We start from the raw sequence: 25396 nt of genomic DNA, 5'->3' as shown, positions 1-25396 counted from the left end.
GGGAAAAGATGATGAAAAAAAGTTTGCTTCTTATTTTAACGGGTTTTATGAGTTTTCCTTTAGCTGCTTTAGAACCAATGTCAGATCAAGATTTACAGTTAGTAGAAGGTCAGGCTGGTGCAGATTTGTCTTTGAAGCTGACTTTGAATCAAAAAAATGATGGTAATTTTGATTCTACATTATGTGGAAAACTTGAATTTTGTCGAATTGCTTTGTCTGTAAATAAGCGCTTTGTGACTAAAGGTGTCAATGATAAAGATAACATTTTCTCTGTTGCGGATAGTAATTCAGGTCATAAGTTGTGGTTGGTATTTAAGGGTGTGCAAGGCACAATTGATATTCAAAAATTAAGTTTGGATGGCGTGGATTTAAAATATACCAGTGACTCTGGTGAGTATAAGGGTAAAGAAATTATCAAACCTGCTATTCAGTTAGGTTATACAGCCTCATCACCAATAAAAATACATAATTATGGTTTTAGTGCACTTTCAATAGAGCAAGATACTTTTAATAGTACTGCTGATAATGAAGGCGTTGGAGCAAGTTCTAAAGATTATGGATATACCAAAGCTTCAGTCTACTCGACAGTAACGGATATCGCGAATGGAAAAGTAGGAACTACTTCCGTTTACGATCAGGGTAAGGAAACAGGCTTTACCGGTATGATGATGAATGGAAATTTAGCTTTAAACGGAAAAGTCATGATCTTCAGTTGTGATGGAAGTCATCCACGCTGCTAGTCTGTTTATGGATATGAAAAGGAAAATGTGATGATAAATAAAAAACTAAATCACGGTAAAGGATTTATCTTAAATACATTAACGCTCAGCATGATATTTATGAGTGGCTCTACATATGCTTTAGAGGCATTGGGTGATGGGGAGCTCAGAAATGTAAATGGTCAAGATGGTGTGCATATATCTACAACCTTTAAAGAGGCAAATATTGATACCCTGTATTGGACTGATAATGTGGGGCGAGGTACACCAGGAGCAACAGATTCAAGACTGACGACTATTGCAGACACTGTTAAAATTCAGCAGAGTAATGCTTTAAGTGTTCCTCTAGGCATGGATTATAAAATTAATTTAGGCAGCGAAGGCAATAAGACTGGACTGGATTTTAATTTGGCTGTTGCACCATTATTGCTGACTGCAGATTCATTTCGTATATGTGATGTGACTGGGTATTGTAGTGATAAAATTGGAAATATTGCTGTACAAACCACATCAGACTTAAATGTTGGTCTTAAAACGCGAGATGGTTTATTTAGTAAAACGAGCCAAGCAGAATTGCTTTTAGGGTTGAAAAACGCAAATATTTATTTAGGGCAAACTAACGTTAATAATCAACTCAATCAGCTTATTTTTAAAAACTTTAACTTTAACTTTAATGGTAAAGGTTTTGTATTTGTTGATGAAGTAAGTGGGTTGAAGCTTCAAACGAATAGTTCGGCTGACGCAGGTCTTGGACAGGCTCCAAATGACCAATATGGTTATGTGGATTTTACCCGTGTTGCAGATTCTGCTTCCAATAAAATAGGTTTTAAAAATACAGGAACTTATGGTAACGGTTCTGAAACCACGAATGCAGGTTTAAATCTTGAAATTATGTTGAATAAGGGTGTGAATTCAGTCACTCCTTATGCATTAGATCCTACTACAAATAGTCCTACAGGAGCAGTTGGACTAATTCGCGTGGGAGCAAGTGGTAGGATGATCAACGGTTATCTTCAACTAAGAGGATTGGACTCAACTGGAAGCACTGATCTTTTGGGTAAGGCTGACTCTCCATCTGGAACAACGAATAATAATATTATGGGGAGTTCTGGTATCGCATTTCGTATGAAAGCTGACTTCACCAAAGATAAGGATGCGATGCTGGGTACTGATGGAAAAGCAACGACCTTGGAAATAGGTGGAGCTGGATTAAATACCTATGGTTTTGAATTTGGAAATTTGACCGGATTAAGATCTGGGACTCGTGGAACATTTGATAGTGGTAATATTTATACCAATTTAGTGGATACAAAAACTTTACAATTACCAGAAAATTATAATTTCCAGACTAGCCGTTTTGGTAATAATAGTTATTTGACCACTTTGAATGATTATAAGCAAAATATTCATTTATTATCGACAAATCCCTATGCACTGGTCACGAGTATTCGAGGTGGAGAGTTCCAAGCGATTTCTCGTCGAGGACGTTTTACGACAAGTGCAGGAGTGATTGATCCTACCAACTTATTTACTAAGGATGGGTTGGATAATGAGTGGGGGCTGGCATTACCATTTTATAATTTGAACGCTAATATCGCGATGTATGGAGCAAAAGTAGCAGCAAATACTGCGTATTACTATACGGGCAATGGTGTGAAAAATCAGGTTGCGACCACTGGTGAGACAGCACGTCTTGGTTTTTCAATGGCTATGAGTACTGAGGGGATTGATAAAAATACTAATTATATCAATCAAGGAAATAAGACAACCTCTATTTTAGTGATTGATGGTGGGACTTATACAGACAAGTCTGGGGCAGTACAACCTACAGATTACTATATGGGATTACGTAATGTTGATTTATTGATGAAAGGCACAGGTAATATTGGCGTTGAAAATGGCAGTTTAAATTTAAGTTTAAAAAACATGCTGATTGTTATGGCTGCTGAGGTGGCCGCGGGTTATTTACCAGGTACAACCTATAAATCTTGTGCTTTAGGAATTTCATCCTTTGGATCGGCTTGTTCCAGTAGAAGTAAATCACCAGATAATAACTTTGCTCTAAACGATAATGTATTATTTGGTATGAAACTTCGTTTAGGTGGAGATATGGATCTATCACTTATTCCAAATAGTGAAATTCAAAGTGACGGAACGGGTTCTCGATTGGGTGTGGTTGGTGAGTTAACACTTGCAAGCTCAGGAAATACTATACAAATTAGTGATCCCGTGAATGGTTCAACTTTAGGTTTAGATAATTTAACAGGGAAACTTGGTTTTAATAATGCAATTGTGATTGGTAAAGACAAAGAAAGTGGATTGGGTAAAGTTGGTTTTTATACAGGTTTAATCTTTAACCCTGATCAAAATCCAGCAGGTGTTTTCAGGGCAAGAGACTTAAATCTGTATCCGCCACAAACTGGAGCTGGTGCTCGTTTAGGAGAGCTAGCAATTACCGGGGGGCGTTTAACCAGTGAATTTAATATTATACCGCGCTAAAGCACATTTTATGATATTGCCAGTTTGTCGGTTTTTGATTGGATCAGGGTTTGAAACGCTTTAAACTCATTTTGACAGTCAGTAAAACTAAAAGTATTTTCCTAAGGACTAGGACGATGAAGAAAAAAAATATACTCGGATGTGTATCTTTATTGCTATGCAGTCCGTTATCCATGGCAATGCAGCCTCTGGATGATCAAAGTCTTTCTCAGACAACTGGGCAAGATGGTATTAATTTGGGTATAAACATCAGTAAAATTCAAGTAGACCAAGTCTCAGTCATTGATACCGATGGTTTGACTCCAACACAATATAAAAACAAAGCAGCTCTTGTTCTTGCGGGTTCAACAAATACTCCAATTGATGTGACTTTTTTAGGGGCAAATAATACAAATTCAACGTTTAAAATGGTCATGGATGTAGATGGTGGAGGCGGACATCCGTTTGCAAATATTGCATTAAGTTTTGGCAGTAATATTACTGGAATTAAAGTTTCCCCTTTTGCTATATATCTTGCCGGAGCGAATTCAACCTCTATAAGTGGAACCTCAAAGTCTATTTTTACCGCTGGTGGAACGCTGAATGGTGATGTGACTAAATTATTAACCATTGGTAGTGCATCAAATAATTTTGCAATTAATTTTAATAATACGAATAAACCATCATTTAATATTCAATTGGGTAATGTTCCGCAAAGTCATTTGATTGTGCTAAGTGGAGCAATCCAATCGATTTGTGGTACTGATGATGGCGGTGGATGTCCTATAGCTCTGCTTTCAGGAAATACAGGCGCAACTTTTAATTTACAGTTAAAAGCGACTGATGCAACAAATGGCTTTTTATTAAATGGTTTTTATGCTGGAGTGGAACCTGATGGTTTAGTCTTTGGTAATAATGGTGCCTCCAGTAAGTTCGATGCAGCATTAAATGGTATGACGTTGGGAGCTTTAAACTCATCCAGCACAGATGTCTTTAATGGCTTGAAAAATGGCTCTATGGGAAATATGGGAGCTGTTGGTGCATCAATCACGGATTTAAAAGTAAAAGTAAGTGGATTGTAAGATTAAAGAGAGAATAAAAAATCCCACTTCATGTGGGATTTTTTATTCTTAAAGCAATTGATTATTTTGAGAATTTAGCCATTAACTCAGCTTTAGAAATATTCACAGATTCGGCATCAGTACGGCCTTTATATTCAAATGTACCAGCATCCAAACCTTTTTCACCAATGACAATACGATGTGGAATACCTGTGAGCTCTAAGTCAGAGAACTTAACGCCTGGACGTTCGTTACGATCATCGAGAAGAACATCATAGCCGGCTGCCTGTAATTCTACATACAATGCTTCAGCAGCTTCTACAGTACGAGGGGATTTGTGCGCATTCATTGGCACAATTGCAAGGTCAAAAGGTGCGATCGCAGCAGGCCAGATAATGCCTTTATCATCAAAGTTTTGTTCAATCGCAGATGCAACGACGCGGGTTACCCCAATTCCATAACAGCCCATAGTAACAGTTAATGGTTTTCCATCTTCACCTAAAACTTTGCAACCTAAGGCTTCAGAATACTTTTGACCCAATTGGAAGATATGACCCACTTCAATGCCGCGTTTAATTTGCAGTGTGCCTTTACCATCCGGAGATGGATCTCCTTCAACCACGTTTCGTAAGTCATAAACTTCAGTAAACTTGGCATCACGTTCCCAGTTAATTCCAGTTGCATGCTGATCAATGTGATTAGCTCCTGCAACAAAATCAGAAAGGACTGAAGCTGCACGATCAATGATGACAGTGATGCCTTTCTCTACGAGTCCTTGAGGGCCACAGAAGCCAGCAGTTAAACCATTTTCTTGTAATTGTGCTTCTGTTGCGAACTCTAGTGGTGAGGCAATTAAAGGATGTTTTTCAGCTTTAATTTCATTGAGTTCATGATCACCACGTAGGAATAATGCAACGACAGGGACTTGACCTTTTTCATTGGCAATACCTTGAACCAATAATGCTTTTACCGATTGTGCGGGATCTGTATTTAAAAAGACTGAGACATCAGCAATGGTTTTTTGATTTGGTGTATCGATAATTTTCAGTTCTTGCGTTGCTACTGCACGTTCACCCACCAGAACCGCTTCAGCCATTTCGACGTTAGCTGCGTAATTGGATTCAGTTGAGAATGCGATATCATCTTCGCCACTTGAAGCTAATACGTGAAACTCATGTGAACCTGAACCACCAATAGAGCCAGTATCTGCTTGCACAGGGCGGAAATTTAAACCTAGGCGTGTGAAGATACGGCAATAGGTGTCATACATCACATCATAGGTCTCTTGTAGAGATGCCTGACTCACATGGAATGAGTAGGCATCTTTCATGATGAATTCACGTGAACGCATTACACCAAAACGTGGACGAATTTCGTCACGGAATTTGGTTTGAATTTGGTAGAAATTAATTGGAAGTTGCTTGTAGCTTTTTAATTCGTTACGCGCAAGATCGGTAATCACTTCTTCATGAGTAGGACCCAATACAAAGTCATTGTTATGGCGATCTTTGAAACGTAATAATTCAGGACCATATTGTACATAACGGCCTGATTCTTCCCATAAGCTTGCGGGTTGAGTCACTGGCATGAATACTTCAAGTGAGCCAGAACGATTCATTTCTTCGCGGACAATCGCTTCAACTTTATTTAACACACGTACACCCATTGGCAACCAAGTGTATAAACCTGAAGCCAATTTACGAACCATCCCCGCACGTAGCATGAGTTGATGTGAAATAACTTCAGCATCATTTGGGGTTTCTCTTAACGTAGCAAATAAAAAGCGACTCGCGCGCATGGAAACTATCCTGAAATTTTTAGATTTAAAGAGGGATTATACGTTAAAAAAATCCGCCGAACATTTGATAATGTCGCCTTCTGTTAAATTATCTTATGAAGATGTGATTTTTTGAAATGGTCACGATATGAAATTTTTGAAATCATCCAAAGAGGTGAGGGGAGTCGTAGGGCATAGGGGATGACACAGCCAGTCACGACATGTGTTATGGAAATGCTTTATTTACCGTTTTATATAAATTTAAAGCAAGAAACATACAGCTATGACTAGAGCGCTATTGATCATTCAAATTAGGGTCTAAGCGAGTTACAGACTAGTTATGGTTCTTAAGTAATATAGCTATTGATTAGTTATCTTTTGGATCTGAATGGTATTTTGATTTTCAGCTGATTCTTATCAATGTTGTTTTTTTAAGGCATATGGATTTATTGAGCTTTAACTAAATCTAGTTAAAAGAATTGTGCTTCTCAAGTTTATTTTTTGGAATTTTGAATAGTTTTTTTACATTTAAGTACAAAGCTTATTAATAAGTAGCATGAGCGTCATAAATCTACTGAATTTTTTGTATGTATAACCATATTTTAGCGTAAATTGTATGTGTGAAAAAATTATTCAGACACTTTGAGGCGCTGAATAATGTCGTCGTAATAAGCTTGGGTATTACCATAGCTGATGTGTAAAGATTCAATCGTAGATTTGGTATTGTTAATATTGTCAGCATTGTATTTTATATTATTTTTAAGCTGTGTAGGAACAGGGCTGCCTTTGCGGAAGTACTCCATTTCTTGACGTTTAAAATTAATTCGATCGGCTTGTAATTGCTTGAGTTGATCTTGTTGGAGTGCAATTTGTTTTTTAATACTACCAAATTGTTCATTACGTTTACTTTCAGCAACTTTACTACTGCCATAAGCTCTTTTTAATTTTAGGTCTTGTTCTTTTTGGCGAGCAACAGAGGCTCGAGAGTTAGATTGTTTGACATCTTGTTCAGTATTATAGGCGTGATTACGTTGAATCACCTGCATATTTGATCCTAAAACTTCATAGCCATTACGAATATGTGCTGGCGTCACAGATGTACTAATATTGGCTACACCGTTTTTATCATAATAGCGATACCATTTTTTTTGCACTGCTTCAGCAGCATAAGCTGAACTGGTCAGGGTGTATACTGTAATGATGAAGAGTGGATAAATAAAATATTTTGACGAGGATGCATTTTTTTGATTGAACATTGTTCCCCCAAATACTTTTAAGAGTATTTTTACCTAAATAATAAACACATATTAAGCATTAAAATTAGAGTATGAAATATAAAAATACGAAAATAAAGGGTAAATTATCAAAAAAACTGGTTTTTAAAAGTGCAAATGTAAAAAAACGAGGCGCTAACGAAAAATGTTCATTGATAAAGTTGGTGTATATATGTTAAAAAATAGAGATTAATTGTAAAAAATAAATGAGTTCAGCTCTATCAAATCCAAATTAAGGGGACGGGTCATTAAATGGATGATAAATTTCAAAATCTAAAAGTCATGGTAATTGATGATTCAAAAACGATTCGTCGTACAGCAGAAACTTTATTACAGCGTGAAGGCTGTGAAGTTGTGACTGCTGTTGATGGGTTTGAAGCACTCTCTAAAATTGCAGAAGCGAATCCAGATATTGTTTTTGTCGATATTATGATGCCACGTCTTGATGGTTATCAAACTTGTGCCTTGATTAAAAATTCACAAAATTATCAAAATACACCTGTCATTATGTTGTCAAGTAAAGACGGTTTATTTGATCAAGCAAAAGGAAGAGTGGTTGGGTCAGATGAATATTTGACTAAACCTTTTAGTAAGGACGAGTTATTAAATGCAATTCGTAACCATGTTGGTGCTTAAAACGAATTGATTGGGGAAAAAAATGGCACGTATTCTGATTGTTGATGATTCACCAACAGAGATGTTTAGATTTAAAGAAATTTTAAATAAACATGGATTTGATGTTTTGGAAGCAACTAATGGCGCAGATGGGGTGACTTTAGCGCAAGCTGAACTGCCTGATTTGGTTTTGATGGATGTGGTTATGCCTGGTGTGAATGGTTTTCAGGCAACACGTCAAATTGCTCGCGGTACAGAAACAAAACACATACCTATCATCATTGTGAGTACTAAAGATCAAGATACGGATAGGGTATGGGGAAAAAGACAAGGGGCGAGTGATTACTTAACCAAGCCTATTGATGAGAATCAACTAATTAACGTGATTAAACAATATCTCAGTGCGGGATAACTTATGGCAGCGAATGGATTTATCGAATTACTTCGGTTATCAAAACGTGGCAATAAAAACTACAGTGATGATGAAAGTGAAGTAAACCGATGGTCAGGCATTGCATTCGAAATGATGGGGCAATATTTTATTGCCCCATTAGGTGAAGTTTCCGAAGTGATCTATCCTCCTAAATATACGTCCGTTCCAAATGTACAGGATTGGGTGTGGGGGTTGGCGAATATTCGTGGAAGACTTTTATCTGTCTCCGATTTAGCATGTTTTATTTCAGGGCAAAGAAGTCAATTTTTACCTACTCAGAAAGTCTTATGTATTAGCCACAATGATCATTATGTTGGTTTGATTGTAGACCAGGTTTTAGGGATTCAACATTTTAATAAAAAGAGTTTTTTTTCAGAAAATCAAAATTTAGATGAAAAACTTAATCGTTATTGCCAAGGGCATTTTCATCAGCACAACCATGCTTGGAATGTATTCTTGTTTAGTCGCTTATTAAATGATCCTAAGTATCTGAATGCATCAGAAAAATTTATAAACTAGCTTTGACGCTGAACTTAAAGTTAAGTGTCCCGGGGAGAAGCTGAATGGGCTTTAAACTTAAAAAGAAAAATACAGGTGACGCTACTCAAAAAAGTAGTCCAGTTGTTGTGGCAAAAATAAAATCACGTATTGACCAATTTTCTAAATTGTTCGGTGATAGCGATCAAGCGAAACCATTTATTTTAATGGCGCTCATCAGTTTGATTTTCGCAGTATTCATTTTATTGTACCTGTTCTATAGCGTTCCTCGGAATAATGACTTAACTCGAAGTTTAGGTGAGTTACGTTTGTTATCACAAACTATGTCTCGTCAAGCGACAGAAGTTACATCATCGGTATCTGGTAGCGGTGCAATTCAAGCATTGAAAAAATCACAACAAGAGTTTGCAGATAATCTTAAAGTTGTGAAAGATACACATTCTAATGATAAAAATTTGCAGCAAGTGAATTCGATTTGGTCTAAAGTTTCCGATGATATTACAACTGTAACCTCTCAAGAAAAGGTTATTAATAATTTATATGAAACCAACCTGGCTATTGGTGATGCAATTCCAGGTATGCAGGCGGAATATAACTTAATGGTTGACCAAATGGCACGTGAAAATATGCCAAGTAGTCAGGTGGTTATTGCGAAGAACCAAGTATTTATTGCTGAACGTATTTTACGTTCGATCGGTGCGGTACTCGGTGGTTCAGCTGACTCACAAGCCTCTGCGGATGACTTTAATGCCGATACAGAAACATTTGGTGCTTATTTAAATGCACAGTTAAATGGGAATGCAGAGCTCGGTGTAACACGTATTGATCAACCTGCATTGCGTGAATCACTCGAAAGTATTAAAGATGATTACGATAAAATTTTAAAAGCTGCAGCAAGTTCTTTAGCAGATAACTCGAAACAAATTGTTGAAGTTCGTCAAGCATCATCAGATATTTTTTCACAGTCGGATAAGCTTTTAACAGCTTTAAATCAATTAGAAGTCAATACAGGCTTGAAAACTGTTCTGCCTGCGACACTATTGATTCTCGCATTGGTTGTTTTCTTCTTTAGTGTATTTAAACTTTTGGTATTCCGTAGTTCATCCGATAAAGTTCGTGTAACCCGTTTACAAGATGAATATGACCGTAACCAGAATGCAATTTTACGTTTACTGGATGAGATTGCTGACTTGGCAGATGGTGATTTACGTTCTTATGCGACAGTATCTGAAGACTTTACTGGCGCAATTGCCGATTCGATTAACTTTGCCATTGACCAGTTACGTGACTTGGTTTCACGAATTCATGAAACTTCGCAAGAAGTTGCGCGATATACGCAAGATACACAGAACATTACCAACCAGTTAGCAGAAGCATCTGAACATCAGGCACAAGAAATTGCGGGTGCTTCAACCGCGATTAACGAAATTGCACAGTCGATTGATCACGTATCTGCGAATGCTTCTGAATCAGCTGATGTAGCACTACGTTCGGTACAAATTGCATCGAATGGTGCGGATGTTGTAAATCGTTCAATTGATGGTATGGACACGATTCGTGAACAGATTCAAGAAACCTCTAAACGTATTAAGCGTCTGGGTGAATCTTCTCAAGAAATTGGAAATATTGTATCGCTTATTAATGATATTGCCGATCAAACCAATATCTTGGCATTAAATGCAGCTATTCAGGCCTCTATGGCAGGTGAAGCAGGTCGTGGTTTCGCCGTGGTAGCAGATGAGGTTCAGCGTCTTGCAGAGCGTTCTGCATCAGCAACCAAACAGATTGAAGCACTGGTTAAGACCATTCAAACGGATACCAATGAAGCAGTAATTTCAATGGAACAAACCACTTCTGAGGTTGTACGTGGTGCAAACCTAGCAAAAGATGCTGGAGTTGCTTTGGATGAGATTCAATCTGTATCGGGTAGTTTGGCAAAATTGATTGCTAGTATTTCTGATTCTGCAAAATTGCAGTCTGCTTCAGCAGGTCACATTGCAAGTACGATGACGGTTGTACAAGAGATTACCTCACAAACAACCACTGCGACATTTGATACAGCGCGCTCAGTTTCTGAATTGGCGAATATGGCAGAATCTTTACGTCAATCAGTAACAGACTTTAAACTGCCTGAATAATTGGATTCAACATCTTATGGGGTATGCAATATCCACGGTTATGTGGGTATTGCAAACAATAGGACATTTATTGATTAAGTTAAAATGCTTAAGATAAAAAATGTTAGTAGGTTGTAGTTTCTGTAACAGGAAGCTAAACATAGAAGCCTGAGCTATGAAAGAAATATTAAAACACTTAGTTGAATCGACAGTCTTACCAGAAGATAGTTATCTTGAGCAAGATGCTGAAATTTTAGAAATTTTCATAGAAGAACTTGAAGAGATTTTTGAAAGTTTACAACCGTTATTAAGCCAATGGATACAAGATCCAACTCAAGATGAGGTTTTGCTTAATATTCGTCGCCACTATCATACTTTAAAAGGTTCGGGGCGTATGGTTGGGGCTAAAAGCTCTGGTGAATTGGCTTGGACTGTAGAAGAGGCTCTAAATCGAGTCATTGCGAAAAGTTTAGTCATTTCAGCACCATTACAGAGTTATGTAAATTTAGTTTTTAATACCTATAAGTATAAATTATATAATGATTTTAATAATAATCAGGTACATCAAATTGATTTAAGACCTTTGGTGTTGTTGGGGCAGCAGATTCAAAAAAATGTCAGTATTGAACCGGCTTTAGAAGAGCTCTTGGTTTTATCTACGATGTTAAATGCTGAAAATGTCATCACTGGTTTGGAAAAAGTTGATATTGATGCTCAATCTGCTCCAGCAGCGCCTGTAATAAGTGTTGAGGAAAATGTGGCTGTATCTGCAGCAAGCATTTCAGAAGAGACTTTTGCTCGTGTTTCTGGCGTGGATATCGCACATCATGAAGCGATTGAACCGCGTAATGAGGAGCTGATTTCTGCTGAAACCAATACTTCATTGGCCCAATCTCATCAGGGAGAATACCCCAGTCAAAGATCGGATGAAGGAGATCAATTTCTTACAGAAACTTTGGCAATCTTTGTGGAAGAGTCTGAAGAGCATTTGGCAGCGATAGAGGCATTCTTACAACTAGAACATCATACTCCAGAACAATATAATCGTTTAATTCGGGCTTTACATACCTTGCGTGGCAGTTCCTCTATGGCACATGTCGATGACGTATTTGAGGTGAGTGGTAAAGTTGAACAATTATTTAAAGTTTTAGTGCAAGCAGATACTGAATCAAGTACCAATGAAAATGCACTACTCACGCATTATGCTGAATTTGTACGTGATTATTTACATGTCTTGAAGCAAGATGGCGCGAGTGATATTAAATTACAGAGTATTTATCAAGTATTTAATCGTGCTTGGGATCGTTATGATTTCCAAATCGAACAATTACAAGATCAGGCGAGTGAACACGATTTAATCTCTCAGTTAGTGAGCTTAAATATTGATTATCTGTTAGATGCTGAATTCGAATTTGATAAACGTGCCAAAGTAGATTATCCACATTATTTTGAGCAATTAATTGATCAAACCAGCCAGTTAATCAAGCATACTGAAAATCGTGCTTCACAAGGTATTCATGAATTTAGTCTTGAATTAAAAGCGTGCTATATCGCTGTTTTAGGTACACCTGCATTATTAAATACAGACTATGCATTTGAGTTGTTCTCAAAAGTTCATCAAGAGTTTATTCATTTATTTGATACTTTAGCTTCTGGACAACGTGTAAGTTTAAATGATGATTCAAAGCAAGCTTTAGATGAAATAAGTGCTTATTTACAACAGGATATCGATTCTGTTGAATCAGATTTATCAACAACTATTGAGCCGATGAGTGTTGCTGAAGCAGTGCCAATAGCCGCTTCAGTATTTGATTTGAGTTCAATCACGGCACAAATTTTAGAAGATAAAAAGCAACTCGATTCAACTGAAAGTCATCGTGATTTTGATCTTGAAGTCTTGGACATTTTTATTGAAGAAGCGGATGAGCTGCTCATTAATATTGATCATGATTTAAATACATGGTCGAAAAATCTCTCAGATACGACGGCTTTAAAGAACTTGATGCGCCATTTACACACCTTAAAAGGTGGTGCAAATATGGTGCAGGCGGAACATATCGGTTGGATTGCGCATGAGTTGGAAACAATTTATGAGCGAATGATTAAAAAACAAATGCAAGCCACGCCTGAATTGGTCCAAGTGATTCGGATTGTTCAAGATAATATTGCAGATCGTTTACAGATGATTCATGAGCAACATGTCGATTATCCTGCTCAAAACGTATTATCCATTTTACGTGGTTTAGGTAAGCATCAAGTTGAGGTGACGACCCCTGTTGAGACTTATGCTGCAACGACTGCAACTGCAACTTCTGATCTAGAGCTTGTTGATGATTTGGTCGATGTTGCTGATTTAACACCTGCAGCGTTGATTCTAGAAGGTACAGTAGAAGACGATTCAAATTCTGAAAATGAACCTGATCAGGCTGAGTTGATTGCCAGAGAAACATTCTTCGAAGAAGCTGAAGAACTGCTAGATGATTCAAAGCATATTTTAAGTTTATGGTTTGACCAACGTAATAATCGTAGTTTATTGCTTCAATTACAGCGTATTGCCCACAGTATTAAAGGTGGCGCAAAAATGGTGCGATTAGAGCAAGTTGCGGAAATTGCCTATGAACTTGAAAATGTATTTGAACAATTTGCGGTGCATAATTTCAGCTCGAATGTCTATGATTCACTCTTGGATATGGCATTTAATTGGCTCAAAGATGCCATAAAAGAGCAGAACTATCAGCATTATGATAAGTTGAAAAGCAATTTAGCCAATATCACTTATGTCGATGTCGCTGTTCAGCTACCGAATAAACTGACTCGTGCTGATTTACTCTCCGACTTTAAACCCACTGATTTTGTGGCTGGGGATGGTGTTGAACCACCTTCGATGTTTGGTGAGTGGGGGCAGTCTCATCATGCTGATCAAAATGATGAGATGATTCGTATTTCAGCAGATCTGATTGAAAAAATGATTGATTTGTCTGGTGAAAATGCGATTAACCGCTCGCGTATTGAGATGGATTTAGGGCAGTTTGGTAATACTCTCAGTGATATGGAATTGGCAATTCAACGTCTAGTTGACCAATTACGTCGAATGGAAGGTGAATTAGAATCACAAATTATAGCCAAACATGGTGACTTGAATTCGCGTTATACCGATTTTGACCCATTAGAAATGGACCAATATTCATCATTGAATCAATTGTCTAAATCGCTTGCAGAGTCAGCTTCCGATTTGATTGATTTTAAAACCACGTTATCCGAAAAAATACGCGATACGGAAAGTTTATTATTACAACAGTCACGGATTCAAGCTGAGATTCAAGAAAGCTTAATGCGGACACGTTTGGTTCCATTCTCTCGATTGTTGCCACGTTTACAGCGACTGGTTCGCCAAACCTCAACAACATTGAATAAGCCAACCGAATTACTGGTGAATAATACTGAAGGTGAATTAGACCGGACCATTCTAGAAAAGCTCATTTCTCCATTAGAGCATATGCTGCGAAATGCAATCGACCATGGTATTGAAGATGCATCTGGACGTCAGAATAGTCAGAAATCGAAAACGGGTCGTATTGATCTAAATATTAGCCGTCAAGGTACAGATGTAATTGTGACCTTTACCGACGATGGTAAAGGGATTGATGCTGAGAAAATTAAAGCCAAAGCACTTGAGCAAGGTCTGATTACTGCGGAACAACAACTGACTTCTGATGAAATTTTACAGTTGATTTTCCATCCAGGTTTCAGTACGGCACAACAAGTGACACAGATTTCAGGTCGTGGTGTCGGACTGGATGTGGTGCAAAGCGAAATTAAATTGCTGGGTGGTCAAGTCACCGTTCATTCCGAGCTGGGTAAAGGGTCAACTTTTACCATACAAGTTCCAACGACTGTATCGGTGAGTGATGCATTGATGGTGAAAATTGGTGATCAGCAGTTTGCTGTACCATTGTCACAGATTGATCGAATTGTACGAATTTCACCTACAGCATTGGATGAATACTTTAGTAGTAAGTCTGAATTTTTTGAGATAGATCATCAGTCTTACAAGTTACGTTATCTTGCTGAATTTGTTGCACATCAGCCAGTACCTCGCTTACATGGTATCGCACATTCTTTACCGGTATTGTTGATTAAAGGCAGTATGGGACAAACCATTGCGGTGTTGGTTGATCAGTTGATTGGTTCGCGTTCACAAATTGTTGTTAAACCGATTGGACAGCAGTTCTCTAATATTGGTGTCATTACTGGTGCAACCATTCTCGGTGATGGCCATGTCTGCTTAATTTTAGATGGTCAAAATATTGCACGACAAATTCAAGCCAATCATCGTGTAAAAGATGATGGTGAACATCGTGACAATCAGCGTCATCGTGATCAACGTCGTTTAGTGATGATTGTGGATGACTCGGTTACGGTACGTAAGGTAACGACCCGATTGCTAGAGCGTAATGGTTTTGACGTGATTACGGCTAAAGATGGTGTGGATGCAATTGAGCAACTTGAAAATGTAAAACCAGATTTAATGTTGCTGGATATTGAAATGCCACGTATGGATGGATTTGAAGTCACGAACTTGGTTCGTCATCATGAAGTCCATCGTGAATTGCCAATTATTATGATTACATCTCGTACTGGTGAAAAACATCGTGAGCGTGCTTTTAGTCTCGGTGTAACGAACTATATGGGCAAACCATTCCAAGAATCTGAGTTGTTGGAAAATATTACAGCATTGCTGGAAACAAGGTAGAGAACGGTTATGACTCAACAAAAGATGAGTAACGCGCTTGATCGTGTGAATGCACAAGAATTACAGCATTTAATTACCGTTTCGACTGGTTTTATCGATGCTTATATTATTGCTTGTTCTGGAAAAGAGCCGATGTTATTGCCTCAAAATGTAGTGTTATCTGCATTGGACAGCGCAACTCAAGTGAATACGATAGATTGGCATGAATATACCTTACCTGTATTTAGGGTGAGTGATGCGAATCGAGCTTTAGGCGTTGCTTTGGTGATTGAGGGGGATGAAAAGGAACAGAGATTTGCATTGATGTGCAATGAAATGCCTGAGTCTATTCGTCTCCGTATTTCTGAAGTGGTTGATGATGAACGCGAAGCTTTAGATCAGACGATTCTTCAATATGTTCGAATTGGTAAAGCACTTTATCATGTACCGAATTTATCCCAAATTCAGCTGAGTGTTGGTTTAAGCGCCTAAAGTTGACATAAAAAAGGACGTTTTAAAACGTCCTTTTTTTTATTAAAGTGTAAAATTATTCACTTAGAAGTTGCTCTAAAATTTGTTCGTAAATTTCAGCCAATGGATCTAACTCAGCAATATTCACATGTTCATTGATTTGATGAATAGTTGCATTCAGCACACCTAACTCTAAAACTTGTGCGCCAGTCGGTGCAATAAAACGACCATCTGATGTACCACCACTGGTGGATAATTGAGTTTCAGTCCCTGTCACATTTTTAATGGCTTGTTTGGCTGCATTGACCAGTTCACCTACGGGAGTGAGGAAGGGTAAGCCAGAAAGCGTCCATGCAATGTCATATTCAACTTGATGACGATCTAATATTTCTAGAACACGTGCTTTTAATTGATCAGCCGTTAATTCAGTTGAATAGCGGAAATTGAATGTCACTGTCATCGTCCCTGGTACGACATTGGTTGCTCCAGTACCAGCTTGAATATTCGAAATTTGAAATGAAGTCGCTGGAAAATATTCATTCCCATGATCCCAAACCGTATCACACAGTTCTGCTAAGGCTTTAGATGCAGTATGAATTGGATTGATCGCAAGGTGAGGATAAGCAACATGACCTTGTTTGCCTTTTACTGTTAAAACAGCATTCAGTGAGCCACGACGACCATTTTTAATGATATCACCTAAGGTGTTGGTACTTGATGGTTCGCCAACTAAACACCATGTCATTTTTTCATTACGTGCTTCGAGTGTTTCAACGACTTTTACTGTGCCATTAATGGATGGGCCTTCTTCATCAGAGGTAATTAAAAATGCAATTGAACCTTTATGGTTTGGATGCTTTTTGACAAAACGTTCAGAAGCGACCACCATCGCAGCAAGTGCGGTTTTCATATCAGCACTACCACGACCATAGAGTTTGCCATCACGAATTTCAGGTAAAAACGGATCGGATGACCACGCATCTAAATGACCTGTTGGAACAACATCGGTATGACCTGCGAAGCAGAATACTGGTGACTCAGTGCCACGTCTTGCCCATAAATTATCAACATCTTCAAAACGCATATTTTCAATATTGAAACCTGCTGCTGCTAAACGATCCGCCATAATAGGTTGGCAAGTATGATCGATTGGAGTAACAGATGGCTGACGAAGGAGTTGTAAACTAAGTTCTAACGTTTCCGAGTGGTTCATGTACAAGCATCGATTGATCAAATTGTTGAATATAATAGTTCAAGATATAACTGAAACAAAATCTAAATACGGATTTTATGAATCAGATGATAAAAAGCCTTATCAAATGATAAGGCTTTAAGAAAAGTGTTGAAGAATTACATTTTATTCTCAACTTTTTCAGCAGAATTTGTAACAGCATGACCCGCTTTTGAAACGTCTTTACCCACGCCCTTAAATGTATTACAACCCGTTAAAACAAAAGTCATAATTAAACAAGTTGCTAGTATTTTTTTCATCATCATCTCCATTAGAATTATTCTGATGTCTAGTTAGATTAGTGGCTAAGTTACAACATGAATATTATAGTTTGAATGGTTTACGGTGAATAAATGTACGAATTTGATTGGTTAAATACAATTTTTAAACAGTTAAATAAATAAGCGGGGGTTGACGGTACATATAATGTCGCTGATTTTTTGCTTGGAAATATAAACCGTTAGTCCACCACCGTGGTGGAGCTGAACTTTGGTATAGATCTGGACAAATCCATTCTTGGCGTTGTAAACGATAGAAGTCGGCTCTGATCTGATGTCCCCAAGTGCCCAGACTTCTTGATGTGTTTACCCAATTTGGTTGCATTGGCTGGGTACTGTGTTGGTGAAAAGGCAAGTACAGTTGACCTTTTAAAATAGTAAAACGATGATCTATATGATAATTATGTGCAGATTCAAATTGAAATTGTTTATGGCTAAAATGGTGTAATTTACGATATAAAGTATCACTCCGGTTTAAGCCATACCAATGTTTTAAACTTAAGTCAGCCTCGGCAAGATAAAATTTGAGTGCAACTTCCCAATGCTCAATTTTTTGAGTTTGTTTATTGAATAATAAAAAATCAAGCTCACCCAGTGTATTTTTTCCAGCAATGATTTGAATGCTATGTCCTAATAGGGTGTAGTGATGATATTTTTCATCAGACAGCCAAAACCAGATTAAATGTTCAAAACGTAAACCAAGGCGTGTACTTTTTAACCGAGCTAAAAAATCGAGTAGCACCTGTGGGTTTTGATCTAATTCAAGCAGTCTATTTTGATAACGTGCAAAATGCGCTTGCCAAAAATCATCTGTATGGAGTTGGAAGTTATATTTGAGATCGAGCTCATTGGGTATCGACCGAATAATATTCGGACTGGCAATTGCAAAAGCCAGTTGCCGAACGATAGGGTGTTGATACGCAAACCACGGTTCAAAATAAGATGGCATAGTAAGGAGCTCAAGTATAATCAACAGCAGTGAAATATAATTTCGCGGACAGATTGTGATTGAAAAACATATATACTAACCGAATTCATCTGATTGAGTTGCTGTATGAAAATAATGTTTTGGCGTAGCCTAGTGATCCTTTTTATTATCCTAGGTTTTATTGGTGCTTTATTACCAGGTATGCCGACGACAGTATTTTTAATCTTGGCGGCGTGGGCTGCATCAAAAGGTTGGCCTGAAATGGATGCTTGGCTGATGCAACATCCTCAATATGGAGCAACATTAAGAGCATGGCGAGAAAATGGCACTGTGCCTAGAAAAGCCAAATGGATTGCCAGTCTAATGATGCTGATTAGTGGGATTATCATGTTATTCACCAATGCACCGTTTTGGGTGAAGACTTTTACAGACTTGACGATGCTGAGTGTTGCAATCTGGCTGTGGTTACGTCCTGAACCCAAAACTGTAATATCCTCTCAAGATGACTTTAAAATATAAGTCTTAAAATAGATATTTTTGTGTTAAGTCAATTCAGAAAATATTAGGCTGTTTTAGAAAAAAGTAGATTGAATTAAAACTCAATAAAATTAATTCCTGCACATTTTATAGAATGGTGAAGGGGAGAGTGAAAATATATAAGTACTCAGCTTTTGTACACATTAAGGTGCTTAAGCCTATTTATAGTAAAATTAGCGCGCACTTAATTGAATTCAAGATATAAAATCAGTGTGAATATTATGTTTTTCTCAATTTAATTCGATTTAGGGGAAATGTGATAAAAATAAAAACAACTTAAATAGATAAATAATAAACAAAAAACACCATTTTTAAGCAAAATGATCTATTTTTTAATCACTCAAACTGAAAAACCAGGATTCATGAACAAAAGCGTTTGACAGCCTGCGAAGATTCTCTATAATGCACCACACAAACGATAAAGTCGTAAGGGCGCTTAGCTCAGTTGGTAGAGCGTCTGCCTTACAAGCAGAATGTCGGCGGTTCGATCCCGTCAGCGCCCACCAAGTCTTTACGTTAGGAATTTAGTGCAGCGGTAGTTCAGTTGGTTAGAATATCGGCCTGTCACGCCGAGGGTCGCGGGTTCGAGTCCCGTCCGCTGCGCCACTTAATTCTTAATTCGTTTGTGCCACAATAGCAACATTGTGAAAATGCAGCGGTAGTTCAGTTGGTTAGAATATCGGCCTGTCACGCCGAGGGTCGCGGGTTCGAGTCCCGTCCGCTGCGCCATTTTCCAAGAATGCTTTTGAGGGCGCTTAGCTCAGTTGGTAGAGCGTCTGCCTTACAAGCAGAATGTCGGCGGTTCGATCCCGTCAGCGCCCACCATAGTTTGTTTGAACTTTTTTGTAGCAATACAAAAGCCGTAACGCAGCGGTAGTTCAGTTGGTTAGAATATCGGCCTGTCACGCCGAGGGTCGCGGGTTCGAGTCCCGTCCGCTGCGCCATTTCTCTTAACTCCTGAGGTTAAGGTGATGGGAATAGCATAGATAATGTATTTCATTATTTGTGTATGAAAAATTCAATAGAATTTTTTACTCAGGGCGCTTAGCTCAGTTGGTAGAGCGTCTGCCTTACAAGCAGAATGTCGGCGGTTCGATCCCGTCAGCGCCCACCATAGTTTGTTTGAACTTTTTTGTAGCAATACAAAAGCCGTAACGCAGCGGTAGTTCAGTTGGTTAGAATATCGGCCTGTCACGCCGAGGGTCGCGGGTTCGAGTCCCGTCCGCTGCGCCATTTCTCTAGATGTTTAGTCTTGAGAGTGGATGTGTAAAGAAAGCAATTTTCTTACATTTGAAAGATCTGTTTTGAGAGTTAAGTTGTAGAAAGATATTTTTTTTCTTATACTTAAACAAAGCCAAGCTTTGTTACTCATCATTCAGGGCGCTTAGCTCAGTTGGTAGAGCGTCTGCCTTACAAGCAGAATGTCGGCGGTTCGATCCCGTCAGCGCCCACCATATTCTATTCCTCATATTTCATTTTTATAATTTTCATATAAGATACGATCATTCCTGTTTTTAAGTATATTCAATTACATGAGAAATCCATATCAACGCAAGACTGCGTCGAATGCCCAAAATGGCACTACTTCTGCAAAAGATCAATATATTCAGTTTATTCAAACCATTGTTTCTCAAACAAAGCTTTATGCATTATATGATGAAGGCTGGGCCTTGTGTTCAACCCCATCAGGTCAGCAAACTTTAGCAATTTGGCAAAGTAAAGGCCTTGCACAATTATTGATTAAAGATCAATGGGAACATTATCAGGTTCAAGATGTTGCACTTGAGGCTTTTATTGAAGAAATATTGCCATATATTCGTAAACATAAAACACATTTATCGATTAATTTAACCCCTGAAGGGCAAAATATTTTGGTTTCAGGGGAGAAATTTATTTTAGATTTAAAAACGTATTTGTATCAGCTGTATTTGAAGCAACCTTCATTATTTGAAAATAATAGATTGCCTTTACCTAGAAAGATTCGCTTGAATAATAAATGGCTAGATTAATATTCACCAAGTATGGCACCACTGATATAGGCGAAATACTCTCTCAGCCAAGCGTTATAGCGTGTGGCTAATGGTGTTGGGGCATTGACAGTGATAAAGTCGTGATAGCCTTGTTTTCTGGCAATAGCAGCAGCTCGAAGTGTGTGGAAGTCACTGGTGACGATTGCAATCGGGGCATTTTTGTTGATTTGGTGCTGTACTAAAATTTTTGCACTGTTTTCAAGATTGAGTGCTGTGCTGGTACTTTGGTCTTCTTTGAGAATCCGTGTGGTTGGGATGTGATAATTTTCAGTTAAGTACTGTGCCATGATATCTGCTTCAGTTTTTGTTTCAGCATAATCTAAACCACCACTGACGATGATTATTGCTTGTGGCTGCTGTAATGCAATTTGAGCTGCTGAGTCTAGACGGGCGGCTAAAGTCGGGGAAGCTTTACCTTGTATAATGCCACTGCCTAAGACAATAATAACGGCTACTTTTGAATTGGGATTTATGGATTGGTTATATTGTGTCAAATAAATAAAAAATACTGCTAAGCTCAGTAGCCATGTAATAAATAGCATCCAACCGATTTTCCATATTTTTTTTAATTTTGGATGTTGCGCAATAAAGGCGTTTATTTTGTTAAAAAATACGCTATAGATTAAAAAAAATAAACCGATGGTGAAGGGCAGTAGGGTACCTAAATGAATCTTTTTTTGTAAAATTAGTAATAAGCCATCGAGGAAAAGTATTAATCCTAAAATACAGAGAAGGGCGCGCAGTATTGAATATTTAGTCATGAGTTTCTAGGTTGATCTAATTTTCTTTAGCATAATCAAGTTTTGTCTGATTTATCTGAATAGTTGTCTCACATATAAATAAAAAAACCGAGCCCTACTGCTCGGTTTTTTTATTTTACTCATACTTCCAGTTAATAAACATCTCGGCGATAACGGCCACTTTGACGTAGTTCATCAACTTTTTCCTCACCCAATATTTCAATGAGTGCGAGCTCAACATCCGTGGCCATTCCTTGGATACTACCGCAGACATAAATCACTACATCTTGTTCAATCCATGTTTTAAGTTCGTCAGCCTGTTGGCGTAATTTATGATGCACATAGTTTTTTTCAGCTTGATCACGTGAGAAGGCTAAGTCTAAACGTTTAATCATGTTGGTATTTTGCCAAGCTTGAATGACATCTTTGTAAAAATAGTCATGTGCTTGTTGGCGTTCACCAAATATTAGCCAGTTTTTGGTGTAGTCTAAACGAGTGCGGGCATGTAGTAAGCTCATTAATCCTGCGATACCTGTACCATTACCGATACAAATGATCGGGCGGTTGTCTGTAATCAGATGGAATGACTCATTGGTGCGAATACGTAATAAAACCTTGTCACGTAATTGGAGATGTTGTGTTAACCAGCCAGAGCCAAGTCCAAGGTTGCTATCTTCATCACTATGTTGACGTACAACTAAACGTAAGATTTGTTGTGTTGGGATACTGGCAATTGAGTATTCACGTGAAGCAAGAACAGGAAGTTGCTCCAGTAAATGATCCATATTAGCAAAGGGTTCAACCTCAACCGTTAAATCACGATCCCATAATGTCTGTTGAATGGATTGTTGTAGTGAGTCGACAGGAGTATTGGCTTGAATTTTATGCTTAGCTAAAAAAGCTTGAATTCGCTCAGAACTATTTCCTGGTTGAATTTCAGCAATATCACCCGCCTGCCAACTGACTTCATGTTTGGCTTGTAATTCAATATTAAATGCGGGTGCACCTAAACTATTTGGATTGAGTAACTCTCGTTTGAGTAACTGCCATTGATCAAAAGTTTTTTCAATCGACATGGTTTGTAATTCGAGTTTTGTTACTTTTGCTAAAGCATGGTTCCACTGTTGAATATCTGCATTATTGCCATTATCAACCTCAATGGTACTAAATAAGGCTTGTGCACCATTCTGAGTTAACCAATCCGCAATACGATGTCCAAAACTACAATAGCTCTCTGGATATTCACGCGAACCGAGTGCTAGAACTGCAAAATTTAAATGAGATAAATTCAGTTGGCGATTTAGAAATTTTTTCTCAAAGCTTGATGCTAAATCTGGTGCTTCACCAGTGCCATAAGTACTTGCAACAAAAAGAACTTGTTTGGCTTGTATTAAATCTTCAGCACTCAAGAGTTGAATAGCTTTAACGGTTACAGGTTGATGTGCTTCTTGTAAGCTCGTGGCAGTTCGCCAAGCGAGTTGTTCAGAAACGCCAGTCTGAGATGCATAAGCAATGAGCCAAGGAGTTGCATTAGGATCAGCTTGGAGGCTTGAAGATGTATGTCGTGCAGCTAAAGTCAATTTCTTCTGTTTACGGCGTTTCAGATATAGCATCCAACCCGTAACAAAGAACAATGGCATAGCCAGTGCAGCGAGCATAACTAGAAATTGGAAGATAGGGCCAAAGAAACTGCCACGGTGCACGGGAAGCATGCTGCTCATGATTTTTTCATTGAGCTTTTTATCTTCATATAACTCTAATTTCTCAATCTGAGAGGTTTGATAATTATAGGTGGCTTTGTTTCGTGCACGTTCGTGTTGTGGAATGGCATCGACAAAAGAGACATCCATTTTTCCATCAGCTTTTTTAGGAATAGACAGTGTCAGAGAAGAATAATCACGTCCGACTTGCGCATTAAAACCTGTCCAAGCTTGAGTTAAAGCGAGATTGATTTGCTCAGGCTTTAAACCCTGTTTCGAATTTTCATCTTTCGATTCGTGATTAGGTTTGGCACCGTTATTACTTTGTTTAGATTGATTTTCTTTTCCAACTCGCGGCTTTGCTTGCATTTCAGGTTGTGGTGGTTCTACACCCAAAACTTTAAACATACCATTGCGCCACCAATCATATGACCAATACAGTCCTGTGCAGGCTAACAATAGATAGAAAATAATCACCCATGTGCCAACAACGGCATGTAAGTCCCATAAAAAATTACGACCTTTTAATTTGGGCTTAATCACAAACCATTGTTTAAAAGAATGCTTTTTAGGCCAGCGTAAATATAAACCACTGAGTACAAAGAAAATCAGGATTAATGTGCATGCTCCCGTAATTTGCGCTCCAATTTCACCTACAGTTAAGTTGCGGTGTAATTTTTGCACAAATTGAAAAAACTCTTTGCCTTTCACTTCAGGTAAAATTTCGGCAGTATAAGGATTTAGCATCATGCTATAACCTTTACGCGAACCTTCTTTGACGATATTTATACTGGCAGGTTCTTCTGGGGCTTTAGCGACGGTGATGCTATTAATCTTCATTTCTGGTTGAGTAGTTTGGAAATGTTGATAAATTTCAGCAGGGCTGAGTTGAGGTCTATTTTCAACTTTTACCGTATAGCTTGCAGGATTCATCCATTCTTGGATGGGCTGTTCATAAGAATAAATTGCACCCGTAACTCCCATAATCGAGAGTATGAGTCCTGCTGTTATCCCTAGAAACCAATGTATTTGGAAAAATATTTTCTTGAGCATGGCGGTAAGTGGAGTTAAATTTTTTAGATGGCCGAAATTATAACTGAATATGGCGTAGATAAAATGATTTTGTAGATGATATTTATTCTTATTATCATTTTTATTTAGGGTTTAAAAAACCTCCAATATTGGAGGTTTTTTAAATTATTTGAATTATAAAGTTTTTGCTTCACCCACGCTTTCTTTTAAATGTCTGCGCAGTGTTTCAAAAGAAAAGTTTTTGCTATCCATCCGTTTTGGTAGGATATAGGCACCTTGTTGACCTTTGACTTTGAAGTTAACTAACAAAAAATCAGGGGTGTTGTACCATTCATAAATATCTTTCCAACCGACAACCATCGTACCTTGCTGCATGCCCATTTGCTGGAGCATAGAAATACCATGCGGCTGAATGCCTAAACGAATTCCTTTAATTTCTTGAACAGGGACTTCATTCATTTTGCGTTTTACATACCATTCGATACCAAATTTACGCACGAGAAAATAAATAAGTACAGCGGCTAAGGCAACCCAAAAAATAACGGTTGAATAGTTTTTAATAAAGATGAGACCAAGTAGCGAAAGCGCGACAATTACGCCCATAATCGCCCAAGCTTTGGTACCAATTTTATAATTACTACGTGAAAGCACAAGTTGTGCATTACGTTGTTCAGCTTCTGTCACTTCGTACGGAACAGGTTGTAAGGTATAAGCGTAAATATTCTTGGCAGTCATAGTGTCAGTA

The 25396-nt window shown here is 38.1% G+C and carries 19 protein-coding genes and 8 tRNA genes; 19 read left to right on the top strand and 8 right to left on the bottom strand.

The genetic code is table 11. The annotated features are described in order from the left end of the window. Positions 1 to 11: 11 nt before the first annotated feature. The 3 genes from B9T28_RS09080 to B9T28_RS09070 all read left to right on the top strand — a co-directional run bounded on the left by B9T28_RS09080 (position 12) and on the right by B9T28_RS09070 (position 4279). Complete coding sequence (locus tag B9T28_RS09080) at positions 12 to 740, top strand: hypothetical protein (RefSeq protein WP_086203652.1); 729 nt, start codon at positions 12 to 14, stop codon at positions 738 to 740. Between the two features lie 30 nt (positions 741 to 770). Continuing rightward, positions 771 to 3218, top strand: coding sequence for a DUF6160 family protein (locus tag B9T28_RS09075; protein ID WP_086203651.1), 2448 nt, complete (start codon positions 771 to 773; stop codon positions 3216 to 3218). Positions 3219 to 3334: 116 nt separating this feature from the next. Next, the gene (locus tag B9T28_RS09070; protein WP_086203650.1) at positions 3335 to 4279 is read left to right on the top strand and encodes a DUF6160 family protein; all 945 of its coding nucleotides are present in this window, start codon (positions 3335 to 3337) and stop codon (positions 4277 to 4279) included. Positions 4280 to 4340: 61 nt separating this feature from the next. Here the strand turns inward: B9T28_RS09070 and B9T28_RS09065 are convergent, their stop codons facing one another. After that, entirely contained in the window at positions 4341 to 6056 is a 1716-nt protein-coding gene (locus B9T28_RS09065) for a proline--tRNA ligase (protein ID WP_086203649.1), read from the bottom strand. Positions 6057 to 6664: 608 nt separating this feature from the next. After that, positions 6665 to 7291 carry a hypothetical protein gene (locus B9T28_RS09060; protein ID WP_252053575.1) on the bottom strand — a complete coding sequence of 209 codons (627 nt, stop codon included), beginning with the start codon at positions 7289 to 7291 and terminating at the stop codon, positions 6665 to 6667. A 270-nt stretch (positions 7292 to 7561) separates the two neighbouring features. Here B9T28_RS09060 and pilG point away from each other — a divergent pair, with 270 nt between their 5' ends. The 6 genes from pilG (at position 7562) to B9T28_RS09030 (ending at position 16196) form a co-directional block, all read left to right on the top strand. Further along, positions 7562 to 7945, top strand: coding sequence for a twitching motility response regulator PilG (gene pilG, locus B9T28_RS09055; RefSeq protein ID WP_086203648.1), 384 nt, complete (start codon positions 7562 to 7564; stop codon positions 7943 to 7945). Positions 7946 to 7967: 22 nt separating this feature from the next. Continuing rightward, on the top strand, positions 7968 to 8336 hold the full coding sequence (locus tag B9T28_RS09050; protein WP_086203647.1) for a response regulator: 369 nt from the start codon (positions 7968 to 7970) through the stop codon (positions 8334 to 8336). 3 nt (positions 8337 to 8339) lie between these two features. Then, entirely contained in the window at positions 8340 to 8876 is a 537-nt protein-coding gene (locus tag B9T28_RS09045; RefSeq protein WP_086203646.1) for a chemotaxis protein CheW, read from the top strand. Between the two features lie 44 nt (positions 8877 to 8920). Continuing rightward, positions 8921 to 10993, top strand: coding sequence for a methyl-accepting chemotaxis protein (locus tag B9T28_RS09040; RefSeq protein WP_086203645.1), 2073 nt, complete (start codon positions 8921 to 8923; stop codon positions 10991 to 10993). A gap of 154 nt (positions 10994 to 11147) precedes the next feature. Then, entirely contained in the window at positions 11148 to 15725 is a 4578-nt protein-coding gene (locus B9T28_RS09035; RefSeq protein ID WP_086203644.1) for an Hpt domain-containing protein, read from the top strand. Between the two features lie 9 nt (positions 15726 to 15734). After that, positions 15735 to 16196, top strand: coding sequence for a hypothetical protein (locus B9T28_RS09030; RefSeq protein WP_086203643.1), 462 nt, complete (start codon positions 15735 to 15737; stop codon positions 16194 to 16196). A 55-nt stretch (positions 16197 to 16251) separates the two neighbouring features. On the opposite strand, the gene dapE is transcribed toward B9T28_RS09030, so the two are convergent. From dapE to B9T28_RS09015, 3 genes are all read right to left on the bottom strand, one after another. Next, entirely contained in the window at positions 16252 to 17388 is a 1137-nt protein-coding gene (gene dapE, locus B9T28_RS09025) for a succinyl-diaminopimelate desuccinylase (protein ID WP_086203642.1), read from the bottom strand. Positions 17389 to 17525: 137 nt separating this feature from the next. Beyond that, positions 17526 to 17669, bottom strand: a complete 144-nt coding sequence (locus tag B9T28_RS09020; protein WP_171263485.1) for an entericidin A/B family lipoprotein — start codon at positions 17667 to 17669, stop codon at positions 17526 to 17528. A 121-nt stretch (positions 17670 to 17790) separates the two neighbouring features. Then, positions 17791 to 18633, bottom strand: coding sequence for a DUF1853 family protein (locus tag B9T28_RS09015; protein ID WP_086203640.1), 843 nt, complete (start codon positions 18631 to 18633; stop codon positions 17791 to 17793). Between the two features lie 105 nt (positions 18634 to 18738). On the opposite strand from B9T28_RS09015, the gene B9T28_RS09010 reads away from it, so the two are divergent. The 10 genes from B9T28_RS09010 to B9T28_RS08965 all read left to right on the top strand — a co-directional run bounded on the left by B9T28_RS09010 (position 18739) and on the right by B9T28_RS08965 (position 21158). Beyond that, positions 18739 to 19131 (top strand): YbaN family protein, encoded by a 393-nt coding sequence (locus B9T28_RS09010; protein WP_086203639.1) that lies wholly within the window; start codon positions 18739 to 18741, stop codon positions 19129 to 19131. Between the two features lie 448 nt (positions 19132 to 19579). Next, positions 19580 to 19655, top strand: a tRNA-Val gene (locus B9T28_RS09005). A gap of 23 nt (positions 19656 to 19678) precedes the next feature. Further along, positions 19679 to 19755: transfer RNA gene (locus B9T28_RS09000), tRNA-Asp, on the top strand. A gap of 46 nt (positions 19756 to 19801) precedes the next feature. Next, positions 19802 to 19878, top strand: a tRNA-Asp gene (locus B9T28_RS08995). A 20-nt stretch (positions 19879 to 19898) separates the two neighbouring features. After that, positions 19899 to 19974 (top strand) — tRNA-Val (locus B9T28_RS08990). Positions 19975 to 20016: 42 nt separating this feature from the next. Continuing rightward, positions 20017 to 20093 (top strand) — tRNA-Asp (locus B9T28_RS08985). A 94-nt stretch (positions 20094 to 20187) separates the two neighbouring features. Next, a tRNA-Val gene (locus B9T28_RS08980) sits at positions 20188 to 20263 on the top strand. A 42-nt stretch (positions 20264 to 20305) separates the two neighbouring features. After that, positions 20306 to 20382 (top strand) — tRNA-Asp (locus B9T28_RS08975). A 145-nt stretch (positions 20383 to 20527) separates the two neighbouring features. Beyond that, positions 20528 to 20603: transfer RNA gene (locus B9T28_RS08970), tRNA-Val, on the top strand. 78 nt (positions 20604 to 20681) lie between these two features. Beyond that, complete coding sequence (locus B9T28_RS08965; protein ID WP_086203638.1) at positions 20682 to 21158, top strand: DUF2750 domain-containing protein; 477 nt, start codon at positions 20682 to 20684, stop codon at positions 21156 to 21158. Here B9T28_RS08965 and B9T28_RS08960 read toward each other — a convergent pair. The 3 genes from B9T28_RS08960 to B9T28_RS08950 form a co-directional block, all read right to left on the bottom strand. Then, positions 21155 to 21940: a YdcF family protein gene (locus tag B9T28_RS08960; RefSeq protein WP_086203637.1), complete on the bottom strand. Its 786-nt coding sequence runs from the start codon at positions 21938 to 21940 to the stop codon at positions 21155 to 21157. The two genes, B9T28_RS08965 and B9T28_RS08960, sit on opposite strands and share 4 nt — an antisense overlap. Positions 21941 to 22071: 131 nt before the next feature. Next, entirely contained in the window at positions 22072 to 24672 is a 2601-nt protein-coding gene (locus B9T28_RS08955; RefSeq protein ID WP_086203636.1) for a PepSY domain-containing protein, read from the bottom strand. 153 nt (positions 24673 to 24825) lie between these two features. Then, on the bottom strand, positions 24826 to 25386 hold the full coding sequence (locus tag B9T28_RS08950; protein ID WP_086203694.1) for a YcxB family protein: 561 nt from the start codon (positions 25384 to 25386) through the stop codon (positions 24826 to 24828). Positions 25387 to 25396: the final 10 nt, after the last annotated feature.

The organism is Acinetobacter silvestris, assembly GCF_002135235.1.
GTDB classification, from domain to species: domain Bacteria; phylum Pseudomonadota; class Gammaproteobacteria; order Pseudomonadales; family Moraxellaceae; genus Acinetobacter; species Acinetobacter silvestris.
Note: the sequence above shows the minus strand (reverse complement) of the source record. Positions and strands in the feature narration are given on the sequence as shown.

What these genes read in the sequence shown, in the direction of transcription:
- B9T28_RS09080 (WP_086203652.1), top strand. Translation starts at nt 12, where the DNA reads ATGAAAAAAAGTTTGCTTCTTATTTTAACGGGTTTTATGAGTTTTCCT.
- B9T28_RS09075 (WP_086203651.1), top strand. Translation starts at nt 771, where the DNA reads ATGATAAATAAAAAACTAAATCACGGTAAAGGATTTATCTTAAATACA.
- B9T28_RS09070 (WP_086203650.1), top strand. Translation starts at nt 3,335, where the DNA reads ATGAAGAAAAAAAATATACTCGGATGTGTATCTTTATTGCTATGCAGT.
- B9T28_RS09065 (WP_086203649.1), bottom strand. Translation starts at nt 6,056, where the DNA reads ATGCGCGCGAGTCGCTTTTTATTTGCTACGTTAAGAGAAACCCCAAAT.
- B9T28_RS09060 (WP_252053575.1), bottom strand. Translation starts at nt 7,291, where the DNA reads ATGTTCAATCAAAAAAATGCATCCTCGTCAAAATATTTTATTTATCCA.
- pilG (WP_086203648.1), top strand. Translation starts at nt 7,562, where the DNA reads ATGGATGATAAATTTCAAAATCTAAAAGTCATGGTAATTGATGATTCA.
- B9T28_RS09050 (WP_086203647.1), top strand. Translation starts at nt 7,968, where the DNA reads ATGGCACGTATTCTGATTGTTGATGATTCACCAACAGAGATGTTTAGA.
- B9T28_RS09045 (WP_086203646.1), top strand. Translation starts at nt 8,340, where the DNA reads ATGGCAGCGAATGGATTTATCGAATTACTTCGGTTATCAAAACGTGGC.
- B9T28_RS09040 (WP_086203645.1), top strand. Translation starts at nt 8,921, where the DNA reads ATGGGCTTTAAACTTAAAAAGAAAAATACAGGTGACGCTACTCAAAAA.
- B9T28_RS09035 (WP_086203644.1), top strand. Translation starts at nt 11,148, where the DNA reads ATGAAAGAAATATTAAAACACTTAGTTGAATCGACAGTCTTACCAGAA.
- B9T28_RS09030 (WP_086203643.1), top strand. Translation starts at nt 15,735, where the DNA reads ATGACTCAACAAAAGATGAGTAACGCGCTTGATCGTGTGAATGCACAA.
- dapE (WP_086203642.1), bottom strand. Translation starts at nt 17,388, where the DNA reads ATGAACCACTCGGAAACGTTAGAACTTAGTTTACAACTCCTTCGTCAG.
- B9T28_RS09020 (WP_171263485.1), bottom strand. Translation starts at nt 17,669, where the DNA reads ATGATGAAAAAAATACTAGCAACTTGTTTAATTATGACTTTTGTTTTA.
- B9T28_RS09015 (WP_086203640.1), bottom strand. Translation starts at nt 18,633, where the DNA reads ATGCCATCTTATTTTGAACCGTGGTTTGCGTATCAACACCCTATCGTT.
- B9T28_RS09010 (WP_086203639.1), top strand. Translation starts at nt 18,739, where the DNA reads ATGAAAATAATGTTTTGGCGTAGCCTAGTGATCCTTTTTATTATCCTA.
- B9T28_RS08965 (WP_086203638.1), top strand. Translation starts at nt 20,682, where the DNA reads ATGAGAAATCCATATCAACGCAAGACTGCGTCGAATGCCCAAAATGGC.
- B9T28_RS08960 (WP_086203637.1), bottom strand. Translation starts at nt 21,940, where the DNA reads ATGACTAAATATTCAATACTGCGCGCCCTTCTCTGTATTTTAGGATTA.
- B9T28_RS08955 (WP_086203636.1), bottom strand. Translation starts at nt 24,672, where the DNA reads ATGCTCAAGAAAATATTTTTCCAAATACATTGGTTTCTAGGGATAACA.
- B9T28_RS08950 (WP_086203694.1), bottom strand. Translation starts at nt 25,386, where the DNA reads ATGACTGCCAAGAATATTTACGCTTATACCTTACAACCTGTTCCGTAC.